The 23,330-nt window shown below is 70.4% G+C and carries 19 protein-coding genes; 15 read left to right on the top strand and 4 right to left on the bottom strand.

What is annotated here, in order from left to right:
* Positions 1-169: 169 nt before the first annotated feature.
* The 7 genes from OG780_RS20300 (at position 170) to OG780_RS20270 (ending at position 9,191) form a co-directional block, all read left to right on the top strand.
* A complete protein-coding gene (locus tag OG780_RS20300; protein ID WP_328450192.1) occupies positions 170-1,285 on the top strand; it encodes an undecaprenyl/decaprenyl-phosphate alpha-N-acetylglucosaminyl 1-phosphate transferase in 1,116 nt (371 codons plus the stop codon).
* 147 nt (positions 1,286-1,432) lie between these two features.
* Positions 1,433-3,277, top strand: a complete 1,845-nt coding sequence (gene dnaK / locus OG780_RS20295) for a molecular chaperone DnaK (RefSeq protein ID WP_328450190.1) — start codon at positions 1,433-1,435, stop codon at positions 3,275-3,277.
* On the top strand, positions 3,274-3,933 hold the full coding sequence (grpE, locus tag OG780_RS20290) for a nucleotide exchange factor GrpE (RefSeq protein ID WP_328450188.1): 660 nt from the start codon (positions 3,274-3,276) through the stop codon (positions 3,931-3,933). Before dnaK ends, grpE begins: the two co-directional genes overlap by 4 nt.
* Positions 3,934-3,966: 33 nt before the next feature.
* The gene (gene dnaJ / locus OG780_RS20285; protein ID WP_328450186.1) at positions 3,967-5,154 is read left to right on the top strand and encodes a molecular chaperone DnaJ; all 1,188 of its coding nucleotides are present in this window, start codon (positions 3,967-3,969) and stop codon (positions 5,152-5,154) included.
* A 7-nt stretch (positions 5,155-5,161) separates the two neighbouring features.
* Positions 5,162-5,614, top strand: a complete 453-nt coding sequence (locus OG780_RS20280) for a heat shock protein transcriptional repressor HspR (protein WP_328450184.1) — start codon at positions 5,162-5,164, stop codon at positions 5,612-5,614.
* A gap of 703 nt (positions 5,615-6,317) precedes the next feature.
* Positions 6,318-7,400 (top strand): sugar ABC transporter substrate-binding protein, encoded by a 1,083-nt coding sequence (locus tag OG780_RS20275; protein WP_328450182.1) that lies wholly within the window; start codon positions 6,318-6,320, stop codon positions 7,398-7,400.
* A gap of 726 nt (positions 7,401-8,126) precedes the next feature.
* A complete protein-coding gene (locus OG780_RS20270) occupies positions 8,127-9,191 on the top strand; it encodes a helix-turn-helix transcriptional regulator (protein ID WP_328450180.1) in 1,065 nt (354 codons plus the stop codon).
* A 67-nt stretch (positions 9,192-9,258) separates the two neighbouring features.
* On the opposite strand, the gene OG780_RS20265 is transcribed toward OG780_RS20270, so the two are convergent.
* Entirely contained in the window at positions 9,259-10,251 is a 993-nt protein-coding gene (locus OG780_RS20265; protein ID WP_328450178.1) for a helix-turn-helix transcriptional regulator, read from the bottom strand.
* 182 nt (positions 10,252-10,433) lie between these two features.
* On the opposite strand from OG780_RS20265, the gene OG780_RS20260 reads away from it, so the two are divergent.
* Both OG780_RS20260 and OG780_RS20255 read left to right on the top strand, forming a co-directional pair.
* Positions 10,434-10,730, top strand: a complete 297-nt coding sequence (locus OG780_RS20260; RefSeq protein ID WP_328450176.1) for a hypothetical protein — start codon at positions 10,434-10,436, stop codon at positions 10,728-10,730.
* Entirely contained in the window at positions 10,727-11,062 is a 336-nt protein-coding gene (locus tag OG780_RS20255) for a hypothetical protein (protein WP_326786561.1), read from the top strand. Before OG780_RS20260 ends, OG780_RS20255 begins: the two co-directional genes overlap by 4 nt.
* A gap of 161 nt (positions 11,063-11,223) precedes the next feature.
* Here the strand turns inward: OG780_RS20255 and OG780_RS20250 are convergent, their stop codons facing one another.
* Entirely contained in the window at positions 11,224-11,637 is a 414-nt protein-coding gene (locus OG780_RS20250) for a pyridoxamine 5'-phosphate oxidase family protein (RefSeq protein WP_328450172.1), read from the bottom strand.
* Positions 11,638-11,767: 130 nt separating this feature from the next.
* Here OG780_RS20250 and clpB point away from each other — a divergent pair, with 130 nt between their 5' ends.
* Positions 11,768-14,380 (top strand): ATP-dependent chaperone ClpB, encoded by a 2,613-nt coding sequence (gene clpB, locus OG780_RS20245; protein WP_328450170.1) that lies wholly within the window; start codon positions 11,768-11,770, stop codon positions 14,378-14,380.
* Between the two features lie 185 nt (positions 14,381-14,565).
* Positions 14,566-15,114 (top strand): YbjN domain-containing protein, encoded by a 549-nt coding sequence (locus tag OG780_RS20240; RefSeq protein WP_328450168.1) that lies wholly within the window; start codon positions 14,566-14,568, stop codon positions 15,112-15,114.
* 70 nt (positions 15,115-15,184) lie between these two features.
* On the opposite strand, the gene OG780_RS20235 is transcribed toward OG780_RS20240, so the two are convergent.
* Positions 15,185-16,384 carry a hypothetical protein gene (locus OG780_RS20235; protein ID WP_328450166.1) on the bottom strand — a complete coding sequence of 400 codons (1,200 nt, stop codon included), beginning with the start codon at positions 16,382-16,384 and terminating at the stop codon, positions 15,185-15,187.
* Between the two features lie 397 nt (positions 16,385-16,781).
* Here OG780_RS20235 and OG780_RS20230 point away from each other — a divergent pair, with 397 nt between their 5' ends.
* Positions 16,782-18,725, top strand: coding sequence for a hypothetical protein (locus OG780_RS20230; protein ID WP_328450164.1), 1,944 nt, complete (start codon positions 16,782-16,784; stop codon positions 18,723-18,725).
* Positions 18,726-18,744: 19 nt separating this feature from the next.
* Here the strand turns inward: OG780_RS20230 and OG780_RS20225 are convergent, their stop codons facing one another.
* A complete protein-coding gene (locus OG780_RS20225) occupies positions 18,745-19,953 on the bottom strand; it encodes a pyridoxal phosphate-dependent aminotransferase (protein WP_328450162.1) in 1,209 nt (402 codons plus the stop codon).
* A gap of 324 nt (positions 19,954-20,277) precedes the next feature.
* Here OG780_RS20225 and OG780_RS20220 point away from each other — a divergent pair, with 324 nt between their 5' ends.
* The 3 genes from OG780_RS20220 (at position 20,278) to OG780_RS20210 (ending at position 23,305) form a co-directional block, all read left to right on the top strand.
* Entirely contained in the window at positions 20,278-20,643 is a 366-nt protein-coding gene (locus OG780_RS20220) for a hypothetical protein (protein ID WP_328450160.1), read from the top strand.
* Positions 20,644-21,352: 709 nt separating this feature from the next.
* A complete protein-coding gene (locus OG780_RS20215) occupies positions 21,353-21,859 on the top strand; it encodes a hypothetical protein (RefSeq protein WP_328450158.1) in 507 nt (168 codons plus the stop codon).
* A gap of 915 nt (positions 21,860-22,774) precedes the next feature.
* Positions 22,775-23,305, top strand: a complete 531-nt coding sequence (locus tag OG780_RS20210) for a DUF2617 family protein (RefSeq protein ID WP_328450156.1) — start codon at positions 22,775-22,777, stop codon at positions 23,303-23,305.
* The last annotated feature ends 25 nt before the right edge of the window (positions 23,306-23,330 follow it).

The raw sequence follows: 23,330 nt of genomic DNA, 5'->3' as shown, positions 1-23,330 counted from the left end.
TCCTCCGCCGCACTGTAGTCAGAGGTGCGGTGATCTGCGTCGCTGAGGGAAGCCTGAGTGGCCGCCCGGGAGGCGGGCAGTAGCTCCGTTTCGCCCGGGGCTGACAGGACACGTAAACCCGATCGTGTTATTCACCCAATACTGTGACAATTACCCCTAAATTGGCGACGTGCTGTACGGAATCACGGCCGCCACCGCCGCTCTGCTCCTGACCGCCACGCTCACCGCGCTGCTGCGGTCGTTCTCCCTGCGCCCCGGCCCGGCCGAAGGGAGGGGGCTTCCCGCGCGCCGGGCGAAACCGCGGGCCCCCGGAAGAGGGAGGCCGGTTCCGCTCCTCGGCGGGGTCGCCGTGGCCGGCACGACGGCGCTCGTCGGCTGGGCCGGGGACTGGACGGGCGCCGCCCCGCTCGGGCCGGAGACCGGCCGGCTGCTGGTCGCCGGGATCGCGATCGCCCTGCTCGGCCTGGCCGCCGATCTGCTGCCCGTACCCCCGGTGGTGTGCGGGGCGGGCGTCGCCGTCGCCGCCGCGCTGACCGTCCCCTACGACGAACTCGGCATGCCGGCCGGAGTGCTGGCGGTGGCCTGGGTCGTCCTCGTCACGCAGGGCTTCCGTTCGCTGGACCACGCCGACGGGGTGATGGGGACGGTCGGCGTCATCACGGCGTTCGCCCTCGGCGCGTGCGCGGCCGCCGAACTCATGGACGGTCTCGCGGCGCTGCTCAGCGTGCTGGCCGCGGCCCTCACCGGCTTCCTGATGCACGGATGGCCGCCCGCCAGGATCGCGCCGGGGCGGTGCGGGTCGCTGTTCACCGGCTTCGTGCTGGCCTCGGCGGTCGTGCTGGTGCACGCGGAGCGGCCCGCCGGGACCGGCCTCGGCGCCGCCTTCGCGCTGACGGCCGTGGCCAGCGCGGACGCCGTCCTCGTCCTGGTGTCGCGGCGGCGGGCGGGGTGGCCGCTGCTGCGCCCGGCGCCGGACCATCTGGTGCACCGGCTGCGGCGGGCGGGACTCACCCGTCAGGGGGTCATGGTCGTGACGGGTCTTGCGGCGTTCGCGGCTGCGCTCGTGGGGGTGTGCATCGACCTCGGGTGGCTGGGGGCGGGGGCCGCCTGGTGGGTGGCGGGCGCGGTGGCCGCTGTCGCGGTTGTGGGGGCCGTACGTCCCGGGGTCCGCCCGCGCCGTGTCCATCCGCATGCGATTCCCGCCCCCGGGGGACCCGTCCCGAGGTCGCTGGGGCGTCCGGGGCGCCCCCGTCCGGAGGCTCCGGGTGCAGTAAAGGTGCACTGACTCTGCGAGAAAACAGCAGCTCAGAGGCTCCATGCGTGTAAGGAGCGGATAAGAGTTGAGCCCCCACGACTCAGGTCTGTTGACCGAGAGGCGGACGTCGTGCACACTTGAGTCCGTTCCACTCAAGTCATTGCTGGAGGAATCGAAATGGCACGTGCGGTCGGCATCGACCTGGGCACGACTAACTCCGTCGTCAGCGTTCTCGAAGGCGGCGAGCCCACCGTCATCACCAACGCCGAAGGCGCCAGGACCACGCCGTCCGTCGTCGCCTTCGCGAAGAACGGCGAGGTGCTCGTCGGCGAGGTCGCCAAGCGCCAGGCGGTCACGAACGTGGACCGGACCATCCGTTCGGTGAAGCGTCACATGGGCACGGACTGGAAGATCGAGCTCGACGGCAAGAGCTTCAACCCGCAGCAGATGAGCGCCTTCATCCTGCAGAAGCTGAAGCGCGACGCCGAGGCGTACCTGGGCGAGAAGGTGGCCGACGCGGTCATCACCGTTCCCGCGTACTTCAACGACTCCGAGCGTCAGGCGACGAAGGAAGCCGGTGAGATCGCCGGTCTCAACGTCCTTCGTATCGTCAACGAGCCGACCGCCGCCGCCCTGGCGTACGGCCTCGACAAGGACGACCAGACGATCCTCGTCTTCGACCTCGGTGGCGGCACCTTCGACGTGTCCCTCCTGGAGATCGGCGACGGCGTCGTCGAGGTGAAGGCCACCAACGGTGACAACCACCTCGGTGGTGACGACTGGGACCAGCGTGTCGTCGACTACCTGGTGCAGCAGTTCCGCTCCGGTCACGGTGTGGACCTCGCCAAGGACAAGATGGCGCTCCAGCGTCTGCGCGAGGCCGCCGAGAAGGCCAAGATCGAGTTGTCCTCGTCCACCGAGACCTCGATCAACCTGCCCTACATCACGGCCTCCGCCGAGGGCCCGCTGCACCTGGACGAGAAGCTCACGCGCGCCCAGTTCCAGCAGCTGACCGCCGACCTCCTGGAGCGCTGCAAGACGCCGTTCCACAACGTCATCAAGGACGCCGGCATCCAGCTGTCCGAGATCGACCACGTCGTTCTCGTCGGCGGCTCCACCCGTATGCCCGCCGTCGCCGAGCTCGTCAAGGAGCTGACCGGCGGCAACGAGGCCAACAAGGGCGTGAACCCGGACGAGGTCGTCGCCATCGGCGCCGCCCTGCAGGCCGGTGTCCTCAAGGGTGAGGTCAAGGACGTCCTGCTCCTCGACGTGACCCCGCTGTCCCTCGGTATCGAGACCAAGGGAGGGATCATGACCAAGCTCATCGAGCGCAACACCACGATCCCGACCAAGCGCTCCGAGATCTTCACGACGGCCGAGGACAACCAGCCGTCCGTCCAGATCCAGGTCTACCAGGGCGAGCGCGAGATCGCGGCGTACAACAAGAAGCTCGGCATGTTCGAGCTGACCGGTCTGCCGCCGGCCCCGCGCGGTGTCCCGCAGATCGAGGTCGCCTTCGACATCGACGCCAACGGCATCATGCACGTGACCGCGAAGGACCTCGGCACGGGCAAGGAGCAGAAGATGACCGTCACCGGCGGCTCCTCGCTGCCGAGGGACGAGGTCGACCGGATGCGCCAGGAGGCCGAGAAGTACGCGGACGAGGACCACGCCCGCCGCGAGGCCGCCGAGACCCGCAACCAGGGCGAGCAGCTCGTCTACCAGACGGAGAAGTTCCTCAAGGACAACGAGGACAAGGTCCCCGGCGAGATCAAGACCGAGGTCGAGGCCTCCGTCGAGGAGCTGAAGGCCGCGCTCAAGGGCGAGGACGCCGCCGAGATCCGCACCGCCACCGAGAAGGTCGCCGCGGTCTCGCAGAAGCTCGGCCAGGCCATGTACGCCGACGCCCAGGCCTCCCAGGCCACGGGCGGCGACGCCCACGGCGCCGAGGCCCCGAAGGCCGACGACGACGTCGTCGACGCCGAGATCGTCGACGAGGACCGCCGGGACGGTGCCGCGTGACGGAGGAGACCCCGGGCTTCGAAGAGCAGCCCGACGTCCCTTCCGGCGCCACCTCTGACGACGCCGAGCCGCAGTCCGCCACCCCCTCTGCGGAGGGGGCGGCGGCCCCGGACGGGGACGCAGCAGCACAGGTGACCGGCCTGACGGCACAGCTGGACCAGGCCCGCATGGCGCTCACCGAGCGCACCGCGGACCTCCAGCGGCTCCAGGCCGAGTTCCAGAACTACCGCCGCCGTGTCGAGCGCGACCGGATCGCGGTCAGGGAGGTCGCCGTGGCGAGCCTCCTGACCGAGCTCCTGCCCGTACTCGACGACATCGGCCGCGCGCGGGACCACGGGGAGCTCGTCGGCGGATTCAAGTCCGTCGCCGAATCCCTCGAGACCGTCGCGGCGAAGATGGGGCTCCAGCAGTTCGGCAAGGAGGGCGAGCCCTTCGACCCGACGATCCACGAGGCACTGATGCACTCGTACGCGCCGGACGTCACGGAGACGACGTGCGTGGCGATTCTGCAGCCGGGGTATCGCTTCGGCGAACGCACCATCCGCCCCGCGCGGGTGGCCGTCGCCGAGCCGCAGCCCGGGGCGCAGCCGGTCAAGGCCGAGGATCAGGCCGAGTCGGCTGAGGACAAGGAGAGCGGTGGCCCGGACGAGGGCTGAGCTTGAACGGACGAGGAAGGAGGGACGTCGGGGATGAGCACCAAGGACTTCATCGAGAAGGACTTCTACAAGGTCCTCGGCGTCCCCAAGGACGCCACCGAGGCCGAGATCAAGAAGGCGTACCGGAAGCTCGCCCGCGAGTTCCACCCGGACGCCAACAAGGGCAACGCCAAGGCCGAGGAGCGCTTCAAGGAGATCTCCGAGGCGAACGACGTGCTCGGCGATCCCAAGAAGCGCAAGGAGTACGACGAGGCACGCGCCCTCTTCGGCAGCGGTGGCTTCCGGCCGGGTCCCGGCGCGGGCGGCGGCAACTTCAACTTCGACCTGGGCGACCTCTTCGGAGGCGGTGCCCAGGGCCAGGGAGCGGGAGGAGCTGGCGGCTTCGGCGGCGGCATAGGTGACGTCTTCGGGGGCCTGTTCAACCGCGGCGGTCCCGCCACGGGCACGCGTACACAGCCCAGGCGCGGCCAGGACATCGACACCGAGGTCACACTCTCCTTCACGGAGGCGGTGGACGGCGCGACCGTTCCGCTGCGCATGACCTCGCAGGCGCCCTGCAAGGCCTGTTCGGGAACCGGCGACAAGAACGGCACACCGCGCGTGTGCCCGACCTGTGTCGGCACCGGCCAGGTGGCGCGGGGCTCGGGCGGCGGGTTCTCGCTCACGGACCCCTGCCCGGACTGCAAGGGCCGCGGCCTGATCGCGGAGCACCCCTGCATGGAGTGCGCGGGCAGCGGGCGGGCCAAGTCGTCCCGCACGATGCAGGTCCGCATCCCCGCGGGGGTCAGCGACAACCAGCGGATCCGGCTGCGGGGCAAGGGCGCGCCGGGCGAGCGGGGCGGCCCGGCCGGTGACCTGTACGTCACCGTCCACGTGGACGCCCACCCGGTCTTCGGCCGCAAGGACGACAACCTCACCGTCACCGTGCCCGTCACCTTCGCGGAGGCGGCACTGGGTGGCGAGGTGAAGGTTCCGACGCTGGGCGGCCCCCCGGTGACCCTGAAGCTGCCGCCGGGCACGCCCAACGGACGGACCATGCGCGCCCGGGGCAGGGGCGCGGTCCGCAAGGACGGCACGCGGGGCGACCTCCTCGTCACCGTCGAAGTGGTGGTCCCCCAGGACCTGTCCGGCAAGGCTCGTGACGCTCTGGAGGCGTATCGCGAGGCGACCGCGGGTGAGGATCCGCGGGCGGAGCTGTTCCAGGCCGCGAAGGGAGCATGACGGAGCCATGGACACGACCGGTCGTCGACGCAACCCCTATGAACTGACCGAGGAGACCCCGGTCTACGTCATCTCGGTGGCGGCCCAGCTCTCCGGACTGCACCCGCAGACCCTGCGTCAGTACGACCGGCTCGGTCTGGTCTCCCCCGACCGCACGGCCGGCCGGGGCCGCCGTTACTCGGCCCGCGACATCGAGCTGCTGCGCACCGTCCAGCAGTTGTCGCAGGACGAGGGCATCAACCTCGCCGGCATCAAACGCATCATCGAGCTGGAGAACCAGGTGGTCGCGCTCCAGTCCCGTGTCGCGGAGCTGGAGTCGGCCCTCGACGGCGCCGCGGCCGCCATGCAGCAGCGCGAGGCCGCCGTGCACGCCTCCTACCGGCGTGACCTGGTCCCGTACCAGGAGGTCCAGCAGACCAGCGCGCTGGTGGTGTGGCGCCCCAAGCGGGCGGCCGACTAGAACCCGGTCGCCCGGGCGGTACCGGACGAACCCGAAGGGCCCGGAGGTCATCGACCTCCGGGCCCTTTCGCGCGCCCGCGCTTTCCGGCCGGAACGGCGAGGTTGACCGTTTTTGACCGAGTGGCTGAAACATTCTCCCCGAGGTCCGTTTTGCGCATGTCGTCCCCGTAAGCCCGATAGTGGGAGTTCGGGCTGCCCTTTTCGTCAGGCGTGAGCGGGCGGCGATAAGGGCTGTTCGTGTTGAAATGCCGTCAATGAAGCGGTGGTGTGCGCTTGGTCACTATGGGGGCGGCCGTGCCGGCCGCGCCGAGTGGTCCGCTCGCGGGGGCGGGCGCGGGGGCCGAGGTGGGGGCGCCTCGCGTGGGAGTGCCCTTGTCCATGTGTTCCTTCGGGTCTGACCGATCGTCAACGGCGGTTAAAAACCGTCGGCGATCGCGACTCCTGTGAACGGACGTCGGATGTCCTTGTGAATGACAGAAGGTGAAGCTGAGGGGATCGGTCGATGGATGGGCGTAGTCTTTTCCCGTCGCGTTCACTTGTGGAACACGAAACGCCGTTGCCATCTCGTTAAGTGGTTACTCCTTGACGCTGAGGTGATCGCCGCGTTGGCTTTCAGCCACCTGGGTCGCAATGCTGCAACCTCGCCCGGAAGGCACCTGATGTGAAGACTCGTAACACCGGCCTCCGCCGTACCGTCATAGCCGTGGCGTCATCCGCCACGGCCCTCACCCTCGCCGGATGCGGCGTGGTCGACTTCGGTGGGAGTGGCAGCACGGCCAGCGCCACGAAGGGCGACGACATCACGGTCGGTCTGCTCCTTCCGGAGAAGGAGAACACCCGTTACGAGAAGTTCGACTACCCGATCATCCGGGAGCAGGTTCAGAAGCTCACCGAGAAGAAGGGTGACGTCCTCTACCTGAACGCGGAGCAGGACGCCGCCAAGCAGCTCCGTCAGATGCAGCAGATGATCGACGACAAGGTCGACGTCATCCTCGTGGACGCCGTGGACTCGGTGTCGATCGCGAAGGGCGTGCGCAAGGCCAAGGAGGCCGGGATCCCGGTCATCGCCTACGACCGCCTGGCGCAGGGTCCGATCGACGCGTACATCTCCTTCGACAACGAGCTGGTCGGCGAGACCCAGGGCAAGGCCCTGGTCGCCGCGCTGGGCTCCAACACCGCCTCGAAGAAGATCATCATGATGAACGGCTCGGTGACCGACCCGAACGCCGCGCAGTTCAAGAAGGGCGCCGAGTCCGAGCTCAAGGACAAGGTGATCGTCGCCAGCGAGTACGACACCAAGGACTGGAACCCGGTCAACGCCAAGGCCAACATGGAGAAGTCCATCCAGGCCGTGGGTCTGAGCAACATCGCCGGTGTCTACGCCGCCAACGACGGCATCGCGGGCGCGGTCATCGACGTCTTCAAGTCCGCGGGTGTCAGCAAGGTGCCGCCGGTCACCGGCCAGGACTCCGAGCTCATCGCCGTGCAGCGGATCATCAAGGGCGACCAGTACATGAGCGTGTACAAGTCGTACCCGGAGGAGGCCAACGCGGCCGCCGAGATGGCCGTCGCCCGGGTCCAGGGACGGACGATCGAGTTCGACGCGCTCACCCGCGACAAGGTCAGCAGCCCCACGAACAAGGACGTCCCGTCCCAGCTCGTGCCCGTGGTGGCCCTCACCAAGGAAAACATCGAGAACACGGTCGTCCAGGACGGCATCTACGCCGTCGACAAGATCTGCACGACGCCCTACAAGGCGCTCTGCAGCTCGCTCGGCATCAAGTAGGACGCTCCGCCCGGTCGTCTCGGCACCGAGACGGCCGGCGAGGACGGTTCCGGCCCCGCTCGCGGGTGCGCGCCGACGGCGCGCACCCGCGAGCGGGGCCGTTCCTGTAACCACCCCGGTCCGGAAAGCCCCCAGGGGCGCGCTGTACGGCCTCCCGCCGTTCCGGAGCCCCGCACCGCCGCCCCGGCGCGCCCCGGCCCCCACGGCGCCCTCTGGGGTCGCACGCCCCCTTTCGGCATGATCGCCCCGCGCCCACCGCCCCGCGCCCACCGCCCCGCGCCCACCGCCCCGCGCCCACCGCCCCGCGCCCACCGCCCCGCGCCCACCGTGGGTGCCGTTCAGGCGGTCTGCGGGTCCGGTGGACTTTCGTCGCGGTGTCCGGTCCCGCGCAGCCTCCGGTTCCTGGGGCGGAGTGCCGTCGGCGGCTGCGGCCGGGGCGGGTGAGCTCGCTGCAAGTCCCCCGAAAGTGAACGGAGTTGGGGCTTCGAGGGGAGCGTCTCGGAGTGTGCTCCGGGGCGTGTCCGGGGGGTCCGGGGGCGGCCCTTCAGCTTGTTGCAAGGGGCGCGGCGGAGGTCAGGATTTATGAGGACGAGCAGGGGCGAACGGACACTCCTCGGCCGCACAGCCTTGTTGCGATGCCGGTCGCGTCCGCGCATAGTTGCGCTGCGGAGGACGCCCTGACGCGGGGCTCACGCCAGGGGTTGGAGCTGGAGCCAGGGGTGGGAGATGGCCGGGCACGGGACGGACAGGCATCCGCACGGCGCTGACCGGCTGTGCGATGCGGGCGACCGGGTGTACTCCCGGGCCGTGCGCCGGGGCCGGGTGCCCCGCGAGGACGCCGAGGCGGTGCCCTGCCTGCTGGAACTGGCGCTGCTGCACCCCGATCCGGACGACATGGACTGGCTGGTGCCGACCTCGCCCCAGGAGGTCATGACCCGGCTCCTGCGGGGCGTGTACGAGGAAGTCAGCGCGAGCCAGGCGCGGGTGGGCGACGCGGTGTCGGCCTTCGAGTGGTACGCGGGCCTCGGCGGCCGGGTGCGGGCGCCGGCCGAAGGGGTGGCGATCCGGGTCCTGGACGGGCTGCCGCGCATCCACGCCGCCATGGACAAGGCGACCGAGGAGTGCACCCGTGAGGTCCTGACGGTGCAGCCGGGCGGCATCCGGCGCGAGGACGAACTCGTCGAGGGACTGCACCGGGCGCTGGAGATGCGCCGGCGCGGGGTGCGGATGCGCGATCTGTACACCCACGTGGCCCGGCACGGCCAAGGCCTCCTGAACTACATGGAGTTGATGGGCGACGCCGCCGAGGCCCGTACCCTCGACGAGGTCGTGGAGCGGCTCATCCTGTTCGACCGCACGGTCGCCTTCATCCCCGCCAACTCGGACCGCACGATCGCGCTGGAGCTGCGCCACCCCGCGCTGGTGGACTACCTGGTGACGGTCTTCGAACGGCTGTGGCGCCTCGGGATCCCGCTGACCTCACCCATGCCCTCGACGGGCATCGAGGGCATCACCCACCGGGAGCGGTCCATCGCGGCCTTGCTGGCCGAGGGGCATCAGGACGCGGTCGTCGCGGAGCGGCTGGGCATCAGCGTGCGGACCTGCCGGGCGCACATCGCCCGGCTCTCGGAGACGCTGGGCGCGGCGAGCCGGACGCAGCTGGGCGTGCGGATCGCCCAGGCGGGTCTCGACGGGCCGCAGCGTTCCCCCGGATTCGAGCCGGTCCCCGTCGCGGAGGCCACGTCGGGAGCGCCCGCCGTCCCCGACCGCGGATCCCCGGCCGGCCGCTGAGAACGGCGGTCCGGGCGAGGCTTCCGGAGCCCGGCCGGGCGCGCCGGACGATCTGGCGCCAGCGGGGTCACTCCCCTCCCTCGGGCTGGTCCAGGAGTCGCGACTGCGCTATCAGGAAGCCGAGTTGGGCCCGGCTCCCGCTGCCGAGGGCGGAGGCCAGCTTGGCGATGTGGGCGCGGCAGGTACGGACGTTCATGCCCAGGCGGCGGGCGATGGCCTCGTCCACGTGCCCCTCGATGAGCAGTTTGGCGATGGAGCGCTGGACGCCGGTGATGCCGTTGGGGCCGACATCGTTCGGGACGTCCTCGGTGAGCGGGACCGCCCGCTGCCAGAGCTGCTCGAAGACCTTGCTCAGGTACAGCACGAGTCCGGGGTGGCGGAGTTCGAGGGCGACCCGCCGGTCGTCGCTGGCCGGGATGAAGGCGACGGTCCGGTCGAAGATGATCAGCCGCTCGATGAGTTCCTCGAGGGTGCGCACCTGGATCCGGCCGCCGGATATGCGTTCCACGTAGGCGAGCGTCCCCTGGCTGTGCCGCGCGGTGTGCTGGTACAGCGTGCGGATGCGCACGCCCCGGTCGGTGAGCGGCCTGTCGCGCTCCAGGGCCTGCATCAGGGCGTCGGCGGGCCGGCCGCCGCCCGGCTGGATCGTCAGCATCTCCGTCTGGCACTCGGCGGTGGCCGAATTGAGTGCCGCGTTGATCCGGTCGAATCCCTCCAGGACGGTGATCGCGTGGATACTCGCGGTGCTCTGTGTGCTGATCGAGATGAACGGATCGAAGGAGTCGGTCAGTTCGATCGCGAGCCGCCGGCGTTCCTGGATCTCCCGTTCCAGGGGCTGCAGGCGCTGGGCGAGCGCGACCGACGGCGGGACGGGACGCAGCCACTTCTCGTCGTCGGGGTCGGGATGAAGCAGCGCGAACTCCAAGAGGCAAGGGGCCGTTTCCACTTCGACCCGGGTGATGCGGCCGGAGTGCAACGCACTGGCGTAAAGGCGTGTTCCTTCGTCACACAACGTGGTGACAGCGTGGGGATGTGTCGGTTGTGAGTTGTTTGTGGGCAAATCTCCACCCCCCAGGGTCCTGAACGTGCAGGAACATGATGCATCGCTGCTGTGGCATTGACGTGCCTGAATGAGCCATCGTCTTGTGACGACGGGGGAGAAGATTCCATCAAGTGAGGACGAAGCCGACTATGCGAGCGAGATTGCTTGGTTCAGTGCTTGCCGCAGTCTTCTCTGTCGCTGTGGCGTCCGGCTCTCTGGGAGCCTCGGGTCTTGATGCCGGGGGTGCCCGGACCTGGGCCGGCCCGGACAGCGGTTGGACCAGTGTGAAGGCGGCCCTGGCGGACAGCGGCTGGACCTCCGCCGAGGCGGTCCCCGGGGACAGCGGCTGGACCGACGTCGAGGCGGCGGCGCTCCCGGGCGACAGCGGCTGGACCAGCGTGGAGGCGACTCCGGCGGACAGTGGCTGGAACGATGCCGAGGCCTCGGTGCCGGCGGACAGCGGCTGGACGGTCATCTCCGCGAGCGCAGAAGCATGAGCATTCCGCCCGACGACCGCTCCTTCCGCCGAGAGATGGCCACCGCCTACCGGTCCGGCTGGCACTTCATCGACCTGGTCACCGCCATCCCGTACAGCGGCGACTCGCTGATGGTGACCGTCTTCGGAGAGCCCGTCGTCGTCACCCGCGACGACGACGAGGACGTACGGGCCTACCGCTGTCTGCGGCGGCCTCGGGGGGCGCCGCAGCCCGTCCGGTGCGCCATCCGGTATGGAATGATCTTCGTGAACCTCGACCAGCGTGACCACCAGCTCACCGGGCCGGACGTCCCGGACATCGAGACCATCGCAGCCACCCCCCGCAGTGCCTGACGCGATTCCCCCGTCGTAGTAGATCGCGCAGGTACTTCCCCCCGCAGCGGCGTCACCGTGACCTGAACACGGTGACGCCGCTGCAGTTTCCGGGGAAATCTCCGGGTTTCGGTCCGTCCTCGCCAGGGTCGGCAGTGGCCGTGGGATGCCCGCCGGTGGCCTCATCCGCGGCCCATCGCCGCCGTGAGCTCGATCTCGATCGCCACCCGGGACGGGTTCGGCGACGGCACGCGCTCGTAGCGTTCCGTGTAGCGCCGCACCGCCTCCGCGACACGCGCCGGGTCCGTGGAGACCCGTGCCCGCCCCTCCAGCGTCGCCCAGCGCCGGCCGTCCACCTGGCAGACCGCCACGCGGGCCCCGTCCGGCCCGGCCGCCAGTACGTGGGCTGCCTTCCGGCTGGACTTGTCGGTGATGACCCGAGCGAGACCGGCCTCGGGGTCGTATGTAACGCCGACGGGCACCACGTGCGGGCTGCCGTCGGGCCGGAGGGTGGTGAGCGTGCACAGATGGCGCTCGCGCCAGAAGCTCAGGTAGGCGGCGTCGGGCTGCCGCGGGTCCACCGGATAGGAAGCCATGAGGCCTGAATCTACGCCTGGTGGGCGTCTCTTTTCCCGTCCTTGCAGACTTGAGTGGAATAGACTCAACTTTGTGTACGCTAGATGAGTCAGGGAACCGTCAGGACGCCAGGAGGAGGAGAACGCGAACGTGGACGCCGAGCTGACCAACAGGAGCCGGGACGCGATCAACGCGGCCAGTAACCGGGCCGTGCGGGAGGGGCACCCGGACCTCACCCCCGCCCACCTGCTGCTCGCTCTGCTCGAGGGGCAGGACAACGAGAACATCATCGATCTGCTGGCGGCCGTGGACGCCGATCAGGCCGCGGTCCGCTCCGGCGCCGAGCGCGTGCTCACCGGTCTGCCCAGCGTGACCGGCTCCACCGTCGCGCCCCCGCAGCCGAACCGTGAGGCGCTCGCGGTCATCGCGGACGCCGCCGGGCGCGCCAAGGAGCTGGGCGACGAGTTCATCTCCACCGAGCACCTGCTCATCGGCATCGCCGCGAAGGGCGGAGTGGTCGCCGACGTACTCTCCCAGCAGGGCGCCAGTGCGAAGAAGCTGCTGGACGCGTTCCAGAAGACACGGGGAGGGCGCCGGGTGACGACCGCGGATCCCGAGGGCCAGTACAAGGCGCTCGAAAAGTTCGGCACGGACTTCACCGCCGCGGCGCGTGAGGGCAGGCTCGACCCCGTCATCGGCCGGGACCACGAGATCCGCCGGGTGGTGCAGGTCCTGTCCCGCCGTACGAAGAACAACCCCGTCCTCATCGGCGAGCCCGGCGTCGGCAAGACCGCCGTCGTCGAGGGGCTCGCCCAGCGGATCGTGAAGGGCGACGTCCCCGAGTCCCTGAAGAACAAGCGGCTCGTCTCGCTCGACCTGGGCGCGATGGTGGCCGGCGCGAAGTACCGGGGCGAGTTCGAGGAGCGCCTGAAGACCGTGCTCGCGGAGATCAAGGACTCCGACGGGCAGATCATCACCTTCATCGACGAGCTGCACACCGTCGTGGGCGCCGGCGCGGGCGGCGACTCCGCGATGGACGCCGGCAACATGCTCAAGCCCATGCTCGCCCGCGGTGAGCTGCGCATGGTCGGCGCCACCACCCTCGACGAGTACCGCGAGCGGATCGAGAAGGACCCGGCGCTGGAGCGGCGCTTCCAGCAGGTGCTGGTCGCCGAGCCGACGGTCGAGGACACCATCGCCATCCTGCGCGGACTCAAGGGACGCTACGAGGCCCACCACAAGGTCCAGATCGCCGACAGCGCGCTGGTCGCCGCGGCCGCCCTGTCCGACCGCTACATCACCTCCCGTTTCCTTCCCGACAAGGCCATCGACCTCGTCGACGAGGCGGCCTCACGGCTGCGCATGGAGATCGACTCCTCCCCGGTCGAGATCGACGAGCTCCAGCGGGTCGTCGACCGGCTGAAGATGGAGGAGCTCGCGATCGGCAAGGAGACGGACGCCGCCAGCAGGGAGCGCCTGGACCGGCTGCGCCGCGACCTCGCCGACAAGGAGGAGGAGCTGCGCGGTCTCAACGCCCGCTGGGAGAAGGAGAAGCAGTCCCTCAACCGTGTCGGTGAGCTGAAGGAGAAGCTCGACGAGCTGCGCGGCCAGGCCGAACGTGCGCAGCGGGACGGCGACTTCGACACCGCCTCCAAGCTGCTCTACGGCGAGATCCCCACCCTGGAGAGGGACTTGGAGGAAGCCTCGCAGGCCGAGGAGGAGGTCGCCAAGGACACCATGGTGAAGGACGAGGTCGGACCGGACGACATCGCCGACGTCGTCGGCGCCTGGACCGGCATCCCCGCCGGCCGCCTCCTGGAGGGCGAGACGCAGAAGCTGCTGCGCATGGAGGAGGAGCTGGGCCGCCGGCTGATCGGCCAGACCGAGGCCGTGGGGGCGGTGTCCGACGCCGTGCGCCGCACCCGTGCCGGGATCGCCGACCCGGACCGGCCCACCGGCTCCTTCCTCTTCCTCGGCCCGACCGGCGTCGGCAAGACCGAACTCGCCAAGGCCCTCGCCGACTTCCTCTTCGACGACGAGCGGGCGATGATCCGCATCGACATGTCGGAGTACGGCGAGAAGCACAGCGTGGCCCGGCTGGTCGGCGCGCCGCCCGGGTACATCGGCTACGAGGAGGGCGGCCAGCTCACCGAGGCCGTGCGCCGCCGCCCGTACAGCGTGATCCTGCTCGACGAGGTGGAGAAGGCGCACCCCGAGGTCTTCGACATCCTGCTCCAGGTGCTGGACGACGGCCGGCTGACGGATGGTCAGGGGCGGACGGTCGACTTCCGCAACACCATCCTGATCCTCACCTCGAACCTGGGAAGCCAGTTCCTGGGCGGGCAGAGCCTCGCCGATCCGCTGTCCTCCGAGGAGGACAGGAAGGGGCAGGTTCTGGACGTCGTCCGAGCCTCCTTCAAGCCGGAGTTCCTGAACCGGCTGGACGACCTCGTCGTCTTCTCCGCGCTCGACCAGCGGGAGCTGGAGCGCATCGCCCGGCTCCAGATCGACCGCCTGGCCAAGCGGCTCGCCGAGCGCCGGCTCACCCTGGAGGTCACCGACGCGGCGCTGGCCTGGCTCGCCGAGGAGGGCAACGACCCGGCGTACGGAGCGCGCCCGCTGCGGCGCCTCGTCCAGACCGCCATCGGCGACCGGCTGGCCAAGGAGATCCTGGCGGGCGAGGTCACGGACGGTGACACGGTCCGCGTGGACGCCTTCGGCGACGGCCTGATCGTGGGACCGGCCACGGGCAAGACGCTGTAGCCGGCTCCGGAACCCGGTACAGGAGGGCCCTCGGCACACCTGCCGTGGGCCCTCTCCCTTTGCCGGTCCGAGGCCCGTACATGACCGGATCTTGTCAGCCCCCGGCGGACAGGGACCGCCAGAGGTTGCCACTCCCCGCCCCGCATGAGAGAGGATGGCAGCATCCGTACGAAGGGAAATACACGGTGAGCATCGACCCGTCCTCGATTCCGAATTTCGGGGGCCAGCCCGAGCCGCAGCCCGGCGGCCCCGCCGGCCCCGTGGTCCCGGATCAGGACCTCGTGAAGCAGCTCCTGGAGCAGATGGAGCTGAAGTACGTCGTCGACGACGAGGGTGACCTCGCGGCGCCGTGGGAGGAGTTCCGTACGTACTTCATGTTCCGCGGCGAGGGTGACCAGCAGGTCTTCTCGGTGCGGACGTTCTACGACCGGCCGCACCAGCTCGAGGAGAAGCCCGCGCTCCTCGAGTCGATCGACGACTGGAACCGTCGCACGCTGTGGCCCAAGGTCTACAGCCACACCCACGACGACGGCACCGTCCGCCTGATCGGCGAGGCGCAGATGCTGATCGGCACCGGCGTCAGCCTGGAGCACTTCGTGTCCTCCACGGTCAGCTGGGTGCGCGCCGCCATCGAGTTCGACAAGTGGCTCGTCGAGCAGCTCGGCCTGGAGCAGGAGATCAACGAGGCGGAGAAGCCCGAGGACGACGGCGAAGCCGAAGCCGAAGACGAGTAGGCCCGTCCTCGCAGCGGCGCTCCTCCCGCGTGCACCGGCCCCCTGGGACAGGTCCCCTCCGGGACAGGTCCTAGAGCGGGGTGTGCGCGATGACGACCAAATACGCGCCGTAGGCGAACGAGAGCCCGGCCAGGGCGCCGACCACCAGGGTCGCGTGCCAGGGGCGGGCTCTCGCCGTTCGCACCAGGGCGCGGGCCAGCGGCAGCAGCAGCGGGAACGCCGGGATCAGGAACCGCGGCTTCGACTCGAAGAATCCCGAGCCGCCCACGGCGATGAGCAGCAGGATGCCGCTGTGGACGAGCAGCGGCAGGGGCGCCCGGTCCGCGATCAGCAGCGTGTACAGGAGCACGGCCGCGGCGACGATCACCATCGTCATCGGGAACACGAACCGGTCCCCGTGGAGCAGCAGGTGCTTGGCGAAACGGAGCGACCCCTCGCCGAGGTCGAAGCGCGAGCCCCACAGCCGCTGCACCTGGAAGTAGCCGCCGAGCCAGTCGCCCTCGCGGTGTCCCACCCACAGCACGTAGCCGGTCCAGCCGGCCGGCGCGAGCGCGGCGCCCGTCCACACCCTGTGGGAAACTTTTCCGCGGCTCCGCCAGACCTCCTGCGCCGCCGCCACGAGGACCGCCGCGGCCACCGCGAAGCCGTTCGGCCTGGCCAGCCCCGCGAGCGCGGCCAGCGAGCCGGCCCACAGCCAGCGTCCGTCGAGCACCGCGTACAGCGACCAGGCGGCGAACGCGGTCAGTACGGGCTCGGTGTACGCCATCGACAGCACCACGGAGTGCGGCAGCAGCCCCCACAGCACCACCAGCGCCGTACCGACCGCCCGGCCGTGCAGCCGGGCTCCGATCGCGTACACCCCGCACGCGGCGGCGGCCGCCGCGGCCCAGGAGACCAGCAGCCCCGCCGAGCCCCCGGTCAGCGGTGTCAGCGCGGTGACGGCCCGTACGAGGGCGGGGTAGAGCGGGAAGAACGCGAGGTCGCTGTGGACGACCGTGGGACGGAAGTGGAGCGTCCTGCCGTATCCGTGCGCGGCGATTCCCAGGTACCAGGCCGAGTCCCAGGACCGTGCGAGCAGGGCGACCGGGTGCCTGCCGGTGGCCCAGGCCGTCCCGGCGAGCACGAGCAGGCCGGCCAGGCGCGCGGCGGCGAACAGCCCGAGCGCCGTGATCGCGGCGGACGGCAGGCTGCGTGCGGCGCGGGACGGGCGGACGGCACGGTCGCCGGGCTCGGGGAGAGCGGGGCGAGCGAGGGTACTCGGGTGGGTCACACCCCGAACTGTGCGTTCCCCACGGGGCATTCGCGAGCTTTGCTCGTCCGTGCGGGTTCCGTTGCGAGGCCTCCGGCGCGCCGCCCGCACCCGGGGTGCGCGCGATGCTAGACGGCTCGGCCGGGGGCATCTGCCGCGAGGCCGCTCCGGAGCTTTTGCCGGCTTGCTCCGGGACCTTCGCCGGGTCGTTCCGGGGCCGGCTGCCGGGCTGGCCTGCCTGGGCTGTGAGTCCGCTTCGCGTCGGCGGGGACGCCGCCTCCGGCTCGTCCTCCCGGGCTGTCGGCGACGGCTCCTCCTCCGGAGCCCTTCCGCCCGCTGTCACCGGGCGGCTCCGGGGCCCGGAACGCTGCCGCCGCCGGGGTGTGGCAAGCGGGCGGCAGTCCCGCATAATCCTCGCGTGTCACAGACCCCGGCCCCGATACCGGCCCCGCCCTCCCGCTTCGCTCCCGCGGGCACCCCTGTTTGGACCTCGGAAGAGGCGGCCCGGTGGTCGCACCTCCGCCCCGCGTCCTGGGCGCGCCCCCTCTGGTCCGTCCTCGCGCTGCTGATCACCGTGGCGTGGGCGATCGCGGCGGCGCCGGAACCGCCGTGCACCGATGCCGCGCCTTGCGGTGCGGACTGGCCGGGCATGGTGGAGATGGGCCTGGCGGTGGGGCTGCTGTACTGGCTCGCCCGGCTGCCGGAGCTGACGCTGGTCGCCGCCCCCGTGCTGGCGGCGGTCGTGGCCCGGGTGGAGCTGCCGGACGCGGAGCCGAACTCCCTCGCCGCGAACCTCTGCGTCCTCGCCGCTCTGGGATTCGGGTGGGCCGCCGCCTGTGAACGGGTCGCCGCCCGCCGACGGCAGCGCGACCTGGTGGAGCGCGCCGCGGGCGTACGGCATCCGCTGCCCGGACCCGTCGCCCCCCTGCGGCGCGGAACGATCCCGATCGCGGCGGGGCTGGTGCTCGTCGCCGTCGCCGCCTTCAGCGTGGTTCAGGGGCTCGCGGGCATCCGGGACGACGGGCAGCACGCGGACCGCGCGGTCCCCGCCGTGGCGAGGGTGATCGACCGCGACGACGAGTCGGTCCGGGTGCGCGGCGGCGACGGGCGGCGGCTGACGCTCGACTCGCTGTATCCGGAGGACCACCGCGTCGGCGGCACGGTGACCGTGCTGGAGGACGGGGCGTGGCGGCGCCTGGCGTCCGAGCCGTACGACGCCATGGGCCCGCAGCTGGCGGTTCTGGCCGCCGGTCTTCCCGGGCTCTCCCTGCTCGTCACCGGTCTGCTCGCCCGGCGCCGCGCCGCCGCGCTGCGCCGGGGACCGGTTCCGGTCCTGCGCGTGCTGGAACACATGGACGAGGACGGTCTGATCCGGATCTACGCGGGCGACGACACCGTCGGCCTTCGGCCCCTTCTCGCCGCGAGCTTCGCCGCCGAGGCCCCGGGCGGGGACGAGCGCGGAACCGCGCACCCTGCGGACGACGAGCACGAATCCGCGCACTCTGTCGAGGAGGAACACGAGGCGGCGCACTCCGCGGACGACGATCACGGGCCGGCGCACCCGGCGGACGACGAGGACCGGGAGGAAGAGCGGATCCCGGCCGGCACGCGGCCACGTGAGGCCGTCCTGTTCGGATCCCCCTGCGAAGGCGGCGAGCTGCTCCTCGTCACCACGTCCCGGGACGACGTGCCGGCCGTCCTCCGTACGAGCGGCTCCGTCCGGCTGCCGAGCCCCGGCGGGCGACCGGAGTCCGCCCCGGAAGAGGAGGCGTACGCCGCGACCGGCGGCGTCGCCACCGCGGTCCCCGCGACGCTGGTCACGACCGGACGCCCGCTGCGCTGGGGGCCCAGCGCCCTGGCGCGCGCCGGTGGTGCGGCCCTGGCCCTGATCGTGATCGCGGGCGTCGCCTTCAACGCCCGTACTCTCGTGACGGACGGGATCGGCCTGAAGGCGGTCTTCTTCCTGCTCTGCCTGCTGACCTGGCTCGAGAATGCCGCGGAACTGCTCAACTGGCGTGTCACCGCCGACAGTTCGGGGCTGTGGCTGGCAGGGGGCTGGAGGGTGCGGCACGTGCCGTGGAACCGGCTGCGGTCGGCCCGCTGCACCAAGGACGGGACCGTGCAGATACGCATGCCGGACGGCGACGAGTGGAGACTGCGCGGCCTGGGAGTGCCGAAGCTGGAACGGCGTCTCGGCCTGGCGCCGTCCCACCTCCGCATGACCCGGGAGGTCACCGCGCTCCGCGACCACCCCGAACTACGGCCTGCCGAACCGGCCTCCCGCCGCGACCGGGGCTTCTCCCTCGGCCCCGTCCTGCTCGTCGTCACCGTCGTCGTGGCCTCGGCCTGGGCCCTTCACTGAAGCCTGCGTCGCCCCTCCGTCAGGACGAGAGGCGACGCAGCCGCCCCGCGGCCTCGTGGAGCACCTCGTCCCGCTTGCAGAACGCGAACCGTACGAAGGGCGCGCCCGCCTCGCGGTGGTCGTAGAAGACGGCGTTCGGGATGGCCACGACGCCGGCTCGCTCGGGCAGGGCGCGGCAGAACGCGAAACCGTCGCTCTCGCCGAGCGGCCGGATGTCGGTGGTGATGAAGTACGTCCCCCGCGGCCGGTAGACCGCGAAGCCCGCGTCGGCGAGGCCCGCCGCCAGCACGTCGCGCTTGCGCAGCATGTCCGCGCGGAAGTCCTCGAAGTACGCGTCCGGCAGCGCGAGCGCCTCGGCGACGGCGTACTGGAACGGCCCCGACGCCACGTACGTCAGGAACTGCTTCGCCGACCGTACGGCGCTGACCAGGGCCGGCGGCGCGGTCACCCAGCCCACCTTCCAGCCGGTGAACGAGAAGGTCTTGCCGGCGCTGCCGATGGTGACCGTCCGCTCGCGCATGCCCGGCAGGGTCGCCAGTGGTACGTGCTCGGCGTCGTCGAAGACGAGGTGTTCGTAGACCTCGTCCGTCACCACGAGCAGATCCCGCTCGACGGCGATCCGCGCGATCTCCGTCAGCTCGGCGCGGGTCAGGACGGTGCCGGTCGGGTTGTGCGGGGTGTTGACCAGCAGCAGCCGGGTCCGCTCGGTGACCGCGTCGCGCAGCTCGTCGAGGTCGAGCCGGAAACGCCGGTGGCCGTCCCCGTCGGCCTCGTCGGGCCGCAGCGTCACGGGCACGCGCGTCCCGCCCGCCATGGCGATCGAGGCCGCGTACGAGTCGTAGTACGGCTCCAGGGCGATCACCTCGTCGCCGGGCTCCAGGAGCGCGAGCAGCGCGGCGGCGATGGCCTCGGTCGCGCCCGCAGTCACCAGGACCTCGGTGTCGGGGTCGTACGACAGGCCGTAGTGGCGCTTCTGGTGCGAGGCGATCGCGGTGCGCAGCTCGGGGACGCCCGGACCCGGCGGGTACTGGTTGCCGCGGCCGTCCCGCAGCGCGCGGACGGCCGCCTCCCGGATCTCCTCGGGACCGTCCGTGTCCGGGAAGCCCTGTCCGAGGTTGATCGAGCCGGTGCTCATCGCCAGGGCGGACATCTCGGCGAAGATCGTCGTCCCGAACTCGGCGAGCCGGCGGTTCAGAAAGGGGCGCGCGCTGGAGGTCATGCCGGCCATCCTGCGCCCAAGCTCCGGAGTTCCTCAACTCACCTTCACGGACAGGCACCCGCGCAAGCGCAGTGTGCGCCGTCTCCGAGCAGGGGAGAGTTGTCGCCGACCGGCGTCGTCTGTCGTCGTCGGCCCCCTCGGACGGCCCGGAGACGGCCCCAGGGACAACCTCGGGGCCGGCAGTTTCCCGTTGCCTGCGGCAACCTCAAATATTGATCAATTGAGTTGATCTTGCGTGTGTGATCTCCCTAGGTTTGATCTCGTCCACTGCGCCGCTGACCACGGTGCAGTACAGGCGTCATTCGCGCCATGCAATAAGAAACTGGGGGAAAGTTGAAGACCAAGCTCGTCTCGGTGGCCGTATTGGGTGCGCTGGCGTTTGGGGTGACTCCTGCGTATGCCCAAACTCAGGAGGAAGTGTCCGGCAGGCAGACCTCTTCTGTCGTCGCCGCGCCGGCGATCGACACCTGGCAGGATATTGCGGCAGGGAAGTGCTACTACGGCGACAAAGAGTCCTGCGAGATCATGATCAAGGGTCTCAAGATGTCCAAGAAGGCCAAGGACTGCTTGATCAAGGGAGCCGTCGCAGGGGCCGGAGCTCTCATAGTGGGGCGGTTCAACAAGGACCTGGCCGAGAAGATAGCCCGCAACACGGTGGCCGCCGGTGCGACCGCCTGCGTCGCGGCCCTCGCCGGCTAGAGCCTGCTCTCTTCTCTATGGCGCTGGGCTCGCTCCGGCAGGCCCCATCCTGCCTGCCGGGGCATCTGGCCATAGCGCAGTCGCACCCACGGACGTGTCTCCGGCTCGCGGAACGGCTGGGAGACCATGAAAGGCGGCAACTATGTTGAGGATCGCAATATTCGCCGCATGGGCGGCAATTCTCTTCTCTGTCAACAAGTTCATACTTGCGGACGGATGGCCGGAATATGCATTCACGTTCGCTTCCAGTCTGCTCGTGTTCATCTTGTTCGCGATGGTGAGTCGGGCCAGGGGTAAATCGGTCTCCAGTTGATCGAGAACTGCTTGGGTATTCGGATTGAAGTCTCTCGCAGGGTGCGCTGTCTGTCTTTCTTTTGAGAGACCCAGGGTAATTAAAGGCGTCACCCGGTCGTGGCCTTCCGGGTGGCGCCTTTCGTGTTGTCGGTGCGAAGCTTCCGCAACGCCTTTTCGGCGGTCGCGGAGCTGACTCTCCACTCCTGCGCATCCGTACTGCCGGACGCGGGGGAGAACATCGAGGCTGTCGGCGATTACGTGGGGCACGCCGACCCGGCGTTTCCGTATTACCGGTGGATGCCGGTGGATGCCGGTGGATGCCGGGGTGCCTCCGGCCATGCCGTGACCGTCTGCCATGCTGCGCGGGCAATCATGCGCAGACCGGCCGCGTACGGCCGGGGGAGGCGGGACGGACATGTCGGAATCCCAGGTGAGCGGGGCCCCGGCCCTGGAGGAGATCCGCTTCCGGCTCGGCATCTGGCAGTGTGTGCCGCCCTTGCTCCTCATGACCGCGTGCCTGTGGTTCGGCCCCGTCCTGGGGGCGGTCACCGGTGTAGGCCGGCCGTCGTTCGATGCGTGGACCCTTGCCATGTGGATCGTGTTGGTGGTGTTGGTGGTTTCACCCTTCGGGGTCACGTTGACCCCGTCGGCGGCCCGGGTGCACGACCTCCGCCGCCGCACCGTCCCGTGGGCGTCCGTGCAGAGTGTCCGCGTCGAGCAGGTCATGGGCGGCCGGGTCGTCGTGCTGTACGAGGCCGACGGCCGCCGCACCCGACTCCGGGCACCGGTCACCGGATTCCTTCAGCGGGACCGCGGCTTCGAGGAGAAGTTCCACGTCATCGGCCAGTGGTGGCTGGCGTACCGCGGCACCGACTGGGTTCCCGTTCCACCTCCCGGAAGCGGCACGCCGACCCGGCGTTGACGCTGCGGGCCTGTGCCCGCCCGATGTCCGACGGCTGGGAGCGCTCCCGACACGCAGGTCAGGGGTCATCCCCGCATTTGCATGCTCAGGAGTTCCTCAACTCTGCTTTGCGTCGCGGGGCGTGGGGGCATCCCCCTGTCACGCAAGGCCGGAACCGAGAAGCACGGCCCACGGGGGGCTGTTTCGGGGGAACGAAAGGAGGGTGACGCCATGTTCATCGGCATCATCCTGGCGGTCGTCCTGCTCGTTGTGATCATGGGGGTCGTCGGCGGGAGCAGGACTCGAGGGCGCCCGTCCAGGGGCGCGGCCGGGGTCAGGAGGGGACGTCGCTCCTCCCGGGGCTCCGGTGGCAGCGACAGCAGCTGGTGGGCCGGCGGCGCGGGCGGTGCCGCGTCCTCCTGTTCGTCCGGCGGTTCCTCGGGCGGTCACGGGGGTCACTCCTGCGGGGGCAACTCGTCGTGCGGAGGCTCGTCCTGCGGAGGCGGGTCCTCGTGCGGCGGCGGAGGCGGATGCGGCGGAGGCGGCTGACACGGGGCGGCCAGGCTCCTGGCGGGAACCGCAACCGAGTACGAACGCGCCCGTCGGCCGGTGACTGCCGACGGGCGCGTTCGCGCGCCGGGCGCACGTCGTGGTTGAACAGTTGAACTGTGGAGCCCTCGGGGGGATGGAAACCCCACGAAGTTGGGTAAAAACGCTGTGGCGGCACCACAGTTCATGATTCCCTCTAAACCACCAAAGCGGCCCTGGTGCATCACCAAGCAGCCCTGGGCCGACAGGCCTCGGAAGTCCATCGGATGGTCGTATCGGACGCGTCCGCCGGATGTCCTTCCGGCCGGGCCGGCCGGGCCGTTCCCCCGGTGCTGACCGGGTGCGCAGGAATCCCACCTCACCTTTGCGTGCTAGCGGAGCCGACCCATGCTCACGACCCTGAAAACCTCGTACACCGACACGCGCGCGGCCGATCTCGCCTGGGCTCTGGGCCGCGAACCGCTGCCGGCCCTCGCCACCCTCGATCTCGAACTCGCCGGGGCGAAACTCCAGTTGAGACTTCTCGGCGCGTCCCACCAGGTCCTTCTGGAGGAGAAGCGGGGCAGTTGTTCGGAGACCGTCGCCTGTATCGCAGGCAGCAGCACGCCCCTGCCGCTCGGCGTCGCGAAGAGGTTCGACGACTGGGAGTACGAGTTCGCGGCCCGTGTCGAGATCATGTCGCCCGGCTCCTTCGCGGGCCGCGCCCAGGAGTTGCTGGCTCTCGTCTCCGACCACCCCCAGGGTCTGGCCGGCGTCTTTCCCGGCAGCCCGCACGCGTTCACGGCGATGCTCGCCCAGCGTCATGAGGGCCAGGTCCACTGGCGTACGTGGCACGCGTACCCGCAGGACGGCCAGTTGGTGGCGACGCGTACGCGAGTCGGCGTACGGACGGGAGCCCTCAGCGCGTCCGGTGCCTGACGGTGCAGAGCGCGAACGGGCACGT

The sequence above is a fragment of the Streptomyces sp. NBC_00386 genome, from assembly GCF_036063235.1.
GTDB lineage: Bacteria > Actinomycetota > Actinomycetes > Streptomycetales > Streptomycetaceae > Streptomyces.
Note: the sequence above shows the minus strand (reverse complement) of the source record. Positions and strands in the feature narration are given on the sequence as shown.